We start from the raw sequence: 11,168 nt of genomic DNA on the forward strand, positions 1-11,168 counted from the left end.
CCGCATCGGCTAGGCGGCGGCGCATGGGAAACCTGCACCGCGCCGCACTGCCTGTATCACATCTGGCCCTGGCGCTTGCAGTCACCGCGGTGTGGGGCACCAACTTTGTCGTGATCAAACAGGCGCTGGCGCACTTGCCGCCGCTGACCCTGGCGCTGCTGCGTTTTGCCCTGGCTTTCGTGCCGCTGGCCCTGTTCCTGCCGCGACCCAAGGTTCCCTGGGGCAATCTGGCGGCCTATGGGGTTCTGATCGGGGCCGGGCAGTTCGGGCTCCTGTTCACGGCGATGCGCGCTGACATCACTCCGGGTCTCGCCAGCCTGGTGGTGCAGGCTCAGGCGTTCTTCACCATCGCCATGGCCGCGCGCCTGACTGGTGAGCGCATTGCCGGATACCAGATCGCCGCGCTGCTGCTTGCCACGACCGGGATTGCCACCATCGCCTTGCACACCGATGGCAGCGCGACTCCGCTGGGGCTTGCGCTGGTGCTGCTGGCCGCAGCAAGCTGGTCGGGCGGCAACATGGTGTCGCGCGCTGCCGGGCAGGTCAACATGCTGGGCTATGTGGTCTGGTCCAGCCTGTTCGCCATTCCGCCGCTGCTGATCATGGCCCTGGCCCTGGAAGGCTGGCCCGCGATGCGTGCCGGGATTGCTGCGGCAGATCGCTGGACCTGGGCAGCCGTGCTGTGGCAGGCGTTGGGCAACACCCTGTTCGGTTATGGCGCGTGGGGCTGGCTCCTGGCCCGCCATCCCGCCGCCACCATAGCGCCGCTGGCACTGCTTGTGCCGGTGTTTGGCCTGGGTTCAGCGGCGCTGATCCTGGGTGAAGCGCTCCAGTGGTGGAAACTGCTGGCCTTTGCGCTGGTCATGGCTGGACTAGTGCTGGGTATCGCATGGCCCCGTTTTCGAAAGACTGTTTGATGACCTTGTCGATTCGCCCCGCCGCCGCCGCCGATCTGCCCTTGATCGCCGGTCTGATCCGCGCCCTCGCCGCTTATGAAAAGCTGGCCCACGAGGTCCGTTTCGACGAGGCCGTGCTGGGCGAAAAGCTGTTTGGCGCCCGCCCCTATGCCGAAGTCATCATCGGCGAACTGGACGGAGCGGCGCAGGGCTTCGCATTGTTTTTCCATAACTTTTCGACGTTTGAAGGAAAGCCCGGGATCTATCTGGAAGACCTGTTCGTCCAGCCCCAGGCGCGCGGATCGGGACTGGGCAAGGCAATGCTCGCGCATCTCGCCGCGCTGGCCGTGGAACGGGACTGTGCCCGGCTCGAATGGTCGGTGCTTGACTGGAACGAGCCGGCGATCGGCTTTTACAAGAACCTTGGTGCCCGGCTGATGGATGATTGGACCGTCATGCGAGTCGATGGTGCCGCATTGCATCAATTGGGCGCTGGCTGACGCTTTTCCGCCGATTTTCGCTTTGCGATTCGTTCAGGATCGTTTTATTTGATCTATGGTATAAGGGGCAACATGGACCGTCGATCGATCTTGCGAGGTGGCCTGGCCACGGGAGCGCTGCTGGCGCTGCCCGGCCGCGCGCTCGCGCAATCGGTTACAGACCAGTTTGACCAGGTGTTCGGCGCCGTGCCGATGGCCAAGCCGCCGGCCGAACCGGTCCTGCCGGCCCTGCCGGTCGTCGCCCAGCCCAATCCGCTGTACGACGCCAAGCTGCGCGAGATTGCCAAGCGCGAGCTGGAACGCGCAGGCCGCACCGTGTGGCGCCAGGATCTGGTCGGCATCGCCGATTTCGCCCGGCCCTCCACTCTCCCGCGGCTGCATTTCGTGAACCTTGAAAAAGGCGAGATCCGCTCGTTTCTGGTCAGCCACGGACGCGGCTCGGACCCGGGGCATTCAGGCTTTCTCCAGTCGTTTTCCAACGGCGTAGGGTCTGAGGCTACCTCGCGCGGGGCATACCTGACCTGCGAATGGTACAAGGGCAAATACGGCACCTCGATCCGTCTCGAAGGGCTGGACGGCGATAATTCAAACGCGCTGGACCGCGCGATCGTGATGCACCCTGCGGTTTATGCCGCCGACGACATGATCAGCAAGTTCGGCAAGCTTGGGCGCAGCGAAGGCTGCTTTGCCATGGGCCCCGAGCACTTTAACGAGGCGCTGTGGCACCTGTCCGGCGGACGCTTGCTTTACGCTGACCGGATCATGGTTTGATTTTCTGAACGGTACGGCAATCGCCGGCGCGGACAGGTTTGCATCATCGGCGCGCTTCCTTACCGGATCAAATCGGATTATCCAGCTTGATCACCTTTTCGCTGGTAATGCGCTGACCGTTCCACGCCTCGCGCGGTTTGGCGAAGCTGGCAAGGACCGGCACATCGCGGCCATAGATGTCGGCAAACTTGCCCATCTTGCCGTCGATCCCGGTCGCCATGGTGAAATATGTCAGGTAAACCGGGAAGGTCTTGGTCATCGGGACCTTGGTGTATTTGCCTGACAGGTTGTACTGTACCGCCTGTTCCGGCGTCACGCCGGCACCCAGGATCGCCATGGTCATGCCCAGTTCCACGGCGCGTTCCGTGCGCACGCAGCCGTGGCTGTAGGCGCGAACCGGTGTGTTGAACAGCGACTTGGACGGGGTATCGTGCAGATAGATCGCATGCGGATTGGGCATGTCGATCTTCATCCGGCCCAGCGAGTTGCCGTCACCCGGCTGCTGGACCACCAGAAAAGTGCCGTCCTTGTTCTTGGTCACCTTGTAGCCCTGGCGGGCCGCCGATGATGGGCTGGCCCACAGCCGTGCGCCCAGACCTTCCCCCACCACGATCGACTGCGGCACTGTCCAGGTCGGGTTGAAAACCACATTCTCAACCGTCTCTGCCAGGTTGGGCGTCGCGGTCTTGCCGGGCTTGCCGACAACGGTCCGGTATGACCGGATGATGGTGTTATCGACCGTCAGGCGCAGCTGAAATTCGGGCAGGTTGGTCAAAAGGTAATACTTGCCCATCTCGCGCGGCAGCCAGCGCCAGCGGTCAAGGTTGGCCTGGATCAGGCTGCGCGCCGCCTTGTTAGCCTTTGGCGTTGTTGCGTAAAGCTCTTTCAGCGCGGCGTAATCGGGATGGGTCGGAGCCAGACCCATGATCGTGCCTTCGATGTCATGGCTGGCCAGCGCTGCGGTCATCAGTTTGGTCACGGTATGGGTATCGACATCCTTGTCGACCAGGAACCATTGCAGGCGCGACTGCATCCGGGTGCGCCCGTCGCGCATATCTTCAGCCAGCCAGGCGAACGAGCGGCTGGCCTGCTCGTCCAGTCCGGCACCCGGGCCGGCAAGGATCGCTGCCCGCAGTTTTTCCGGCTGATAGTCGGCAGGGATCAAACCTTCGCCAGCAATATTTTCTATTACCGCCACCAGCGCCGCGGCATCGGCCGTGGTCCATGCCATCACCGGCTCGTCGATTTGCAGCGGCGCTGTTTCGGACGGCACGGGCGGCGGCGTTACCGGCGGCGCGGGGGACGGGCTGGACGTTGGTTGCGGAACAATGCTGGGCGAGGGCGCTGGTGCCTGCTGCGCTGCGGGAGCGGGCGGCAGGATACTGGTCGGCTGACTTGCGGCCTGGGCCATGGCGATGCCGGGCAGGCTCAGTGCAGCCATAGCCGCGCCCCGACCAAAACCCGATTTGACCCGATGCACCATTGTAAATTGACTCCGCCTGAAAACTGGGCGCGCAGCCGCGCCGCGCGTCCGCCCCTTATGCCCGTAACGGCCTTCTTCTTCAAGTATTGCGGCTTGCCACAAGCTGAATTGCGCGCACGTTTGCGGCGCTTTGCGCGTAAGGGGGAAATGCTTTGACCCCCGACAACAGGTGGGAGCATAGACCCGCCACATGCGTTTAGCGGGCGATACGGCAAGGAACAGCGGCAATGCAGATCGGGTTTATCGGGCTGGGCAAAATGGGCGGCAACATGGTCCGGCGGCTCAGCCGGGACGGCCACCAATGCCATATCTATTCAATCGACGCTGCCGAGCGCGCGTCCCTGGCAAGTGAAACTGGCGCGGTTGCCGCAGACAGTCTGGCTGCGCTGGTTGGCGCGATGAGTGCGCCCCGCACGGTCTGGCTGATGGTTCCTGCCGGCAAGATCACCCAAGGCGTTGTCGATGAGCTGGCAGGGCTGCTCCAATCCGGCGATACGATCATCGACGGCGGCAATTCCAACTACCGCGACAGCGTGACCCGTGCCGCAAAGCTGGCGCAGCAGGGCTTGCATTTCCTGGATTGCGGGACATCGGGCGGGCTGTTCGGGCTGGAGCGCGGATATTCGCTGATGATCGGCGGATCGGACCAAGGGGTAGAGCGCGCCCGTCCGGTGTTCGAAACGCTGGCCCCCGGGGTTGACGCGGCACCGCGAACGGCCGTCAAGGCCGGTGGCCCGCTGCAACCTGGCGAAGCTGGCTGGCTGCATTGCGGCAAGGCCGGGGCGGGCCATTATGTAAAGATGGTCCACAACGGAATCGAATACGGCATCATGCAGGCTTTTGCCGAGGGTTTCGCCCTGTTCGCCAGCGCCGCCGATCCGGTCGTTCCCGAAGATCGGTCCTATCCCTTCGATCTGCCCGCGATTGCCGAGGTGTGGCGGCGCGGCAGCGTGGTATCGTCCTGGCTGCTTGATCTGGGGGCTGACGCGTTGGCCGGCGGCAAGGGCCTGGCAGATTACAGCCCGCGCGTGGCCGATTCGGGCGAAGGGCGCTGGACGCTCAATGCCGCGATCGAACAGGGCGTGGCGACCCCGGTGATCGCTGACGCCTTGTTTGCCCGCTTTACCAGCCACGACGATGCCGGCACCGCCAACCGCTTTCTTTCGGCCCTGCGCAGCAAGTTCGGCGGGCACGACGGCGTGCCAATGAAGCAAGGTTGATGGTTTATTACCGTTCCGCTCTTGCCCTCGCTGCCGTGTTTTTGGTCGCCGGGGCTGCTTCGGCCCAGGTTCCGGCTGTACCCGGCCCGCCGCCGGGCATGCGTGACGATGGAATGGACCGTCTGACGGTAGGATTCGGGCTGGGCATTGCGCCCGACTACGAAGGGTCAGACGATTACAAGCTGCAACCTGGCGGGATTTTTCAGGGGCGCGTTGCCGGGATCGATTTTCAGATGCGCGGTCTCAATCTTTACACCGATGTCATTCGCGATGCTCCTGGTAGCCGCACCCGTCTGGTCTTCGGCCCGGTAGTGCAGATCCGGCCAGAACGCAGCGGATCGGTTCGCGATCCGCGCGTAGCGGCGCTTGGCACCCGCAAGACTGCGGTGGAATTGGGTGCAACTGCCGGCATCGGATTTCGCGGTGCAGTTATCCCGCCAGCCAGCCTTAACCTTGATGTAACGGTACTGCACGATGTGGCTGGGGCGCATCGCAGCCTGGTAGTGACCCCGTCGCTTTCGCTTAGTTCACCCGTTTCACGGCGCAGCTTTGCGCGGATCGGTCTGTCGGCGGATCATGTCGGCAGGGGCTATGCCGCAAGCTACTTCGCGGTTGCACCCGGCACGATTTTACCTGCGTACGATCCAGCTGGCGGCGGTTGGAAAAGCGCCGGAGTATCGCTGCTTTATACCCATGATCTGGGCGGGGACGCGCGCAAGGGTCTGGGCGGTTTTGTGCTGATCAACGGCAAACGGATGCTGGGGCGCTTTGCCGATAGCCCGATCGTGCGCGATGCCGGGAATGCCAGCCAGGTCTTTGCGGTAACCGGATTGTCTTACGCGTTCTAGGAAGGACCGCGCCACCACGGCGTTTCGGGCATGTCGGTTGAGACTGCCAGCGAGAAGTCTGGAGTGCGTTTTTCGAGGAACGCGGCCACACCCTCGCGCACGTCCGCCTGCTGGCCCAGCGCGATGTTAAGCGGGGCGTCAACAGCCAGCGCGCCGCGCGGGCTTTCCTGGGCCGAGAAATGCCACAGCATCCGCCGGGTCAGCGCCAGCGCCACGGGCGAACACTGCTGCGCAATTTCAAGCGCCAGTTCACGGGCACGGTTTTCCACCTGATCGGCGGGGACCGTCTCGCTGATCAGCCCGGCGGCTAGCGCCTCTGCCGCGGGGACCAGCGCGCCGGTCAGGCACCACTTTAGCGCGGTCGAAAGCCCGACCAGCCGGGGCAGGAACCATGCCGATCCGGCTTCGGGGACCAATCCGCGGCGCGTGAAGACGCAGCCGAAGCGGGCGTGGTCGGCGGCGATGCGGATGTCACAAGGCAGGGTCAGGGTCAGGCCAACCCCCGCTGCAGAACCGTTGAAGGCTACGATCGACGGCTTGCGGCAGTCCATCATCGCGGCGATGAAATTGCTGCGCCGCCCGCCTCCTCCTGCGCCGCCAAAGTTCTTCGCGCCATCGCCGCCGGCCGTGTCGAAGGCGCCTGCCCCGGCCGACACATCGGCTCCGGCGCAAAACACCTTGCCCCGCGCGGTCAGCACCACGACACGAACTGCGTCATCTGTGTCGGCGTGATCGAAAGCGGCGGCAAGATCAGCCCCCATGGTCGCGGTATAGGCATTCATCGCATCGGGACGGTCGATCCGGATCCACAGGACCGGTCCGTCGCGTTCCAGAACGACTTGGGTCGTTGCGGGCAGCGCGGTCAAGCCGCGGCCTCAATCTGCACCGGCATCGCGGTAAAGCCGTGCAGGAACGGGCTGGCAAGCCGGGTCGGCTTAGCCTGCGGGACGATCCGGATGCGCCGCGCGGCAATTTCGGCGATCAGAGTGGTCAGCTGATTTTCCGCCAGCCGTGCACCGACGCAGCGGTGGATGCCGTGACCAAAGCCCAGATGCCGCCGCGCATTTTCGCGGCCCACGTCAAAGCGTTCGGCATCGGGGAACACGGCCTCGTCGCGGTTGGCGCTGATGTACCACATGACCACCTTGTCGCCTTCGCGGATGGTCTGTCCGGCCAGCTCGGTATCGGCCAGCGCGGTGCGCCGCATGTGGGTGACGGGCGATTGCCAGCGGATGATTTCCTGCGCCGCATTGGCCGCAAGCGCGGGGTCGGCCCGCAGCCGTTCGAGCTGGTCGGGATAACGGTCAAACGCTTCGACCAGCGCAGTCATCGAATTGCGCGTCGTATCGTTGCCGCCCACGATCAGCAGCGCGATGTTGGCGATACGCTCCATCGGCTCCATGTGTCCCATCGCTTCGGAATGGACCATCCGGCTGAGCAGGTCGTCGCTGGGCTCCTTGGTCCGGCGGTCTTCCAGTTCGCGGTCAAAGCGGGCCAGCATCTCGCCCATTTCGACCAGGAACTGAGAGCGGTATTCATCGGTCAGGTTTTCCGCCGAAACGCCGCTGGCCCAGTCCGACCAGCGCTTGATATCGCGCCATTCCTCAAACGGCATGTCGAACAGCCCGCACAGCATGCCCAGCGTCTGGGGGATCGACACCCGTTCGACCCAGTCGAACGTTTCACCGACCGGCAGGCCATCAAGCAGCTGGTTCGTGCGCGCCTTTACCAGCACGTCCAGCTTCTGCATCTGGCTGGGCGAAAAGGCGGGAGAGATCACCCGGCGCTGGGCGGTGTGGATCGGCGGATCCTGCGCGATGAAATTGGGAAAGGCGGTGCCGTTGACTGCATCGGCAATGGTGATGTTACCCAGATCCCAGCGCGACGAAAATACGTCATGGCGCAGCTCCACTTCCTGGATCAGGTCATGGGTGACAACCGACCAGTACGGGCCGAACGGACTTTCCGGGCGGTATGACAGCGGCATTTCGGCGCGCAGCCGGGCAAACGGTTCGCGCCACGTATTTTCGACAAACAGCGCGTCCGCACTGACATCGACCGGAGTTATCGGGCGTGCGGCAAGGCTGGCCATGGTTCAGGCATCCTGTGTCATCCGCGCCTTCAACGGCGCACGGTTTCCGGAAAGTGCGGCGCGTTTGGCGCCCTTGTCCAGTTCCTTTTTAAGTGCGCGGACGTAATGATCGAAGTCGAGCTGGATGGTATGGCGCCGCGCCGCATAATATTGCCCGGTGTAATATTTTTCGTCGGCCTTGATCACACGGTCCATTTCGGCGGGCTCGGGCGGCTGATAGGTACCGGCCAGATAGGCGCCGACCAGCTTTGATTGCTGTTCGGCAAAATTGACCAGTGTCGGCAGCGGCTGGGCCAGGCCCATATAGAACAGGTCGGGTACCCCGGGCTTCATGATCCGCTTGAACAGCGGCGGCGGGCGGTTTTCGGCATCGGCCTTGAAGCTGGGTTCATCGAAGAAGGGAAAGGCTATGTCATAGCCGGTGGCCCAGACAATCACGTCGATCTGTTCGCGCGATCCGTCAGTGAAAACCACGCCGTCCCCGTCCAGTCGCTCGATACCCGGCTTCATCGTGATGTCGCCCGATCCCGCCCGCACCAGGAACTCACCCGATACCGTGCCATGGCTTTGAAACGGGCTGATTTCCGGTTCCGGCAGGCCGTAGTCGCTCATCTTGCCGACCAGGCTTTTGATCATCCGCGCGCCCAGCCAGTTGCGCACGCTTTTGGGCATCCAGGCCGGAGCCGGGTTCTTGTCGAGCGGCTGACCTTTGAAATACTTCGGAAAAATCCACACCCCGCGCCGGGCAGAAACGAACAGCTTGCCGGCCATCGGGCGCTGCGACAGCTCGCTTGCAACGTCCATCGCGCTGTTGCCCATGCCCACCACCAGCACGCGCTTGCCGATGCAATCGACCGGCGCAAATGGCGTGCGGTAGTTGTGGCTGTGAATCTGCGCGCCGGTGAAGTGACCCGGATAGTCGGGGATCCGCGCTGCCCAATGGTGGCCGTTGGCCACGGCCAATGCGTCATAGTCCTTAACCTCGCCGCTGGGCAGCGTTATGGTCCAGCCGCCGCCTGCCTTGCGCTGCGCCTTTTCGACCCGGGTGTTGAAGCGGATATGTTCGCGCAGGCCGAAATGATCGACGTAATCGTGAAAGTACTGCAGCAGCAGCGAATGGTGCGGATAGTCGGGCCAGTCGGCCGGCACGGGATAGTCTTCAAACGCCAGGCGCCATTTCGACGTGTCGATGTGCAGGCTCTGGTAACAGGCCGAGGTGCCGTTGGGGTTGTTGTAGTACCAGTTCCCGCCGATGTTGTCGGACGCCTCGAACACGTCAAACGGGATACCGTGATCCTGCAGACGCTTGGCCGTGGTAAAACCGCTGCACCCCGCGCCGATAATGCAGACCTTGGGCAGTGCCATGTTCGCGCCAACTCCCTTTTTGCCGCTGCGGCAGGAGTATGTTTAAGCGCGCGGTTAATGTCCAGCGCTATCCCGCCGCGCCCGCTGCGCCGGCTGCCGCGACCATCGCCTGCAAGGCCGCGACATGCCCGGTAAAGGCAGCGCGGCCCGGCTTGGTCAGGCTGGCCCAGGTGCGCTGCCGCCCGGCAAGCGCGGACTTGCTTAGCGTCACATAGCCTGCCTCTACCAGCGCCGAGAGATGCTTGGACAGCACCGAATCGCTGACCCCGGTAATCTCTCGCAGCCGCGAAAATTCCCCGCTGTCGACCTGCGCCAGCACGGCTGCGATCTGCAGCCGCGCGGTCGCGGCGAAGGCGGGGTCGAGCTGACCGGCGGTCATCTTGCTGCCTCGACCAGAACCTTGCGTTTCATCCGACCTGCAAGGATGCTTAGTACCGCGCCGGCAATCCCCGCCGCCACCGCATTGGCAGTCAGCAGCCAATCCGGACCACCAGTCTGCTGGACCTGCGCCTGAAAGATAGCCAGCGGAACAAAGAACAAAAGCGCCAGACCCAGGAACACCCGGCCCTGGCGAAACTTGAAAGTATCGAGCGCAATGCCGCTGCGGCGCTTGTCATAAACCAGCTTCCACACCGCAGCGAATGTCACCGACAGCGCGGCCAGCGTGCCAATCATGCCGCCGAACCCGATCCCGGCAACAATCAGGGCCATCAGCCCTGCGCCAAACAGGTGCATCCACCACGGATCGCGCCGCCCGGTGCCAAGCTCGCTACGGCTGGCGGCGATTGCATCGAGTGCCTGCCGGGCATTTTCGAGTTCCATATTCGCGCTCCTTCACTTTCCAATATGGAAAGCGATAGGCGTCACTTTCCTTATTGGCAAGAGATAACTTTCCATTTTGGCAAGTTAATTTGTGCGGCCGATTTCGTGCAGCAGCGATGATGAATAGGGCGCGATCAGTCTGGCGGCCTGCTGCCAATCGGCGTTGAGCCAGCTGCGCCACACCGCCGGGTCGGGCGGCAGAATCGCTGGCATCGCATCGCGGCCCAGGTCGCGCCATGCCGCATTGGCCTCGCAGGTCAGCAGCGCAAAGCTTGGCACTTCGCTGTCCTTCCACACCCCGGCGAGCGCAAACAGCGGCTGATCGGTGCAGCCCAGCCAATGCTGGCGGCGCTTGTTCGTGGCCGGATCGACCCGGCCCCATTCCATCATGCTGGTGGCGGGGACCAAGCAGCGGAACTCGCTGTTGCGCAGATTGCCGATCCAGAACGGGCTGTCGGGATTGCGCACGGTCAGCACCGCGCGCGCGGCTGCGCCAGCCGATGGCGGCGGCGGCACGCCCCACCGCCGCGGGATCAGACGGCGCGGTTGGCGGGAGCCACGCGGCCCGGCAATCGCCTCGCGGCCCGCGGTGATTACCGGGGCAAATCCGCCCGGTGCCACGTGCCCGCGCTGCCACGGATCGTCGCCCGCTGCCGCACCGAAGTGCGGAGCAAACACCGCAACGGGGGCATCAAGACGGTAGAGCACGGTCATCCGGCCTAGATGGACAAATGGTAAGCGGCTGACCAGCCGGTTCGATGCGCCGCAAACCGCCTTCCGTTCATCGTGCAGGTATTGACGCAACCAAGACGAATTAGTATTTAATTTGTATCGAGTCGCGCGTTATATTTAATAACTAACGAAGCTAACTCAATAGCCTCAAATATCTGACCGCATTCTCTAGGTGACTTAGCGTCACTTCAGAAAGCGATTATTTGTGCGATAATTTGGCCGCGCGGCATTTCCCTGCGCGCATTCCATGCGCTCGTGCCTTTGCAGGTGCGGTGCGATCCCCTGTGCCTTGCCAGCCAAGGCCTGCAAAGATTGGAGAAGCCTGAAACGTAATTTCCGTCGGGTCGAAAAAGATAAAACTCCATTTCAAGTGTTTATCAAAAAAGGATGCCGACATGATCAGGAAATTAATAGTAGAGCTGACTTACAGTTCAAATAT

The 11,168-nt window shown here is 63.1% G+C and carries 13 protein-coding genes; 5 read left to right on the top strand and 8 right to left on the bottom strand.

Features of this window, described 5'->3' with window-relative positions; translation table 11 throughout:
• Positions 1-23 precede the first annotated feature (23 nt).
• The 3 genes from Q0L62_RS05425 (at position 24) to Q0L62_RS05435 (ending at position 2,167) form a co-directional block, all read left to right on the top strand.
• A complete protein-coding gene (locus Q0L62_RS05425) occupies positions 24-917 on the top strand; it encodes an EamA family transporter (RefSeq protein ID WP_296677517.1) in 894 nt (297 codons plus the stop codon).
• Positions 917-1,396: a GNAT family N-acetyltransferase gene (locus Q0L62_RS05430; RefSeq protein WP_296677519.1), complete on the top strand. Its 480-nt coding sequence runs from the start codon at positions 917-919 to the stop codon at positions 1,394-1,396. The genes Q0L62_RS05425 and Q0L62_RS05430 overlap by 1 nt, the downstream gene beginning before the upstream one ends.
• A gap of 72 nt (positions 1,397-1,468) precedes the next feature.
• Entirely contained in the window at positions 1,469-2,167 is a 699-nt protein-coding gene (locus Q0L62_RS05435) for a murein L,D-transpeptidase catalytic domain-containing protein (RefSeq protein WP_296677521.1), read from the top strand.
• A 67-nt stretch (positions 2,168-2,234) separates the two neighbouring features.
• Here the strand turns inward: Q0L62_RS05435 and Q0L62_RS05440 are convergent, their stop codons facing one another.
• A complete protein-coding gene (locus Q0L62_RS05440; protein WP_296677523.1) occupies positions 2,235-3,608 on the bottom strand; it encodes a L,D-transpeptidase family protein in 1,374 nt (457 codons plus the stop codon).
• A 269-nt stretch (positions 3,609-3,877) separates the two neighbouring features.
• Between Q0L62_RS05440 and gnd the strand changes: the two genes are divergently transcribed.
• Both gnd and Q0L62_RS05450 read left to right on the top strand, forming a co-directional pair.
• A complete protein-coding gene (gene gnd, locus Q0L62_RS05445; RefSeq protein ID WP_296677525.1) occupies positions 3,878-4,870 on the top strand; it encodes a phosphogluconate dehydrogenase (NAD(+)-dependent, decarboxylating) in 993 nt (330 codons plus the stop codon).
• Positions 4,870-5,718 (top strand): MipA/OmpV family protein, encoded by an 849-nt coding sequence (locus Q0L62_RS05450; RefSeq protein ID WP_296677527.1) that lies wholly within the window; start codon positions 4,870-4,872, stop codon positions 5,716-5,718. The genes gnd and Q0L62_RS05450 overlap by 1 nt, the downstream gene beginning before the upstream one ends.
• Here the strand turns inward: Q0L62_RS05450 and Q0L62_RS05455 are convergent.
• The 7 genes from Q0L62_RS05455 to Q0L62_RS05485 form a co-directional block, all read right to left on the bottom strand.
• Complete coding sequence (locus Q0L62_RS05455; protein WP_296677528.1) at positions 5,715-6,584, bottom strand: enoyl-CoA hydratase-related protein; 870 nt, start codon at positions 6,582-6,584, stop codon at positions 5,715-5,717. The genes Q0L62_RS05450 and Q0L62_RS05455 overlap by 4 nt on opposite strands.
• Positions 6,581-7,810 carry a cytochrome P450 gene (locus Q0L62_RS05460; RefSeq protein ID WP_296677531.1) on the bottom strand — a complete coding sequence of 410 codons (1,230 nt, stop codon included), beginning with the start codon at positions 7,808-7,810 and terminating at the stop codon, positions 6,581-6,583. The genes Q0L62_RS05455 and Q0L62_RS05460 overlap by 4 nt, the downstream gene beginning before the upstream one ends.
• A 3-nt stretch (positions 7,811-7,813) precedes the next feature.
• On the bottom strand, positions 7,814-9,175 hold the full coding sequence (locus Q0L62_RS05465) for an NAD(P)-binding domain-containing protein (RefSeq protein ID WP_296677533.1): 1,362 nt from the start codon (positions 9,173-9,175) through the stop codon (positions 7,814-7,816).
• A 67-nt stretch (positions 9,176-9,242) separates the two neighbouring features.
• Positions 9,243-9,554 carry a transcriptional regulator gene (locus tag Q0L62_RS05470; RefSeq protein ID WP_296677535.1) on the bottom strand — a complete coding sequence of 104 codons (312 nt, stop codon included), beginning with the start codon at positions 9,552-9,554 and terminating at the stop codon, positions 9,243-9,245.
• Complete coding sequence (locus tag Q0L62_RS05475; protein WP_296677537.1) at positions 9,551-9,997, bottom strand: hypothetical protein; 447 nt, start codon at positions 9,995-9,997, stop codon at positions 9,551-9,553. Before Q0L62_RS05475 ends, Q0L62_RS05470 begins: the two co-directional genes overlap by 4 nt.
• A gap of 84 nt (positions 9,998-10,081) precedes the next feature.
• A complete protein-coding gene (locus tag Q0L62_RS05480; protein WP_296677539.1) occupies positions 10,082-10,711 on the bottom strand; it encodes an SOS response-associated peptidase family protein in 630 nt (209 codons plus the stop codon).
• A 217-nt stretch (positions 10,712-10,928) separates the two neighbouring features.
• Complete coding sequence (locus Q0L62_RS05485) at positions 10,929-11,126, bottom strand: hypothetical protein (protein WP_296677542.1); 198 nt, start codon at positions 11,124-11,126, stop codon at positions 10,929-10,931.
• Positions 11,127-11,168: the final 42 nt, after the last annotated feature.

The organism is Novosphingobium sp. (genome assembly GCF_024642085.1).
Taxonomy (GTDB): domain Bacteria; phylum Pseudomonadota; class Alphaproteobacteria; order Sphingomonadales; family Sphingomonadaceae; genus Novosphingobium.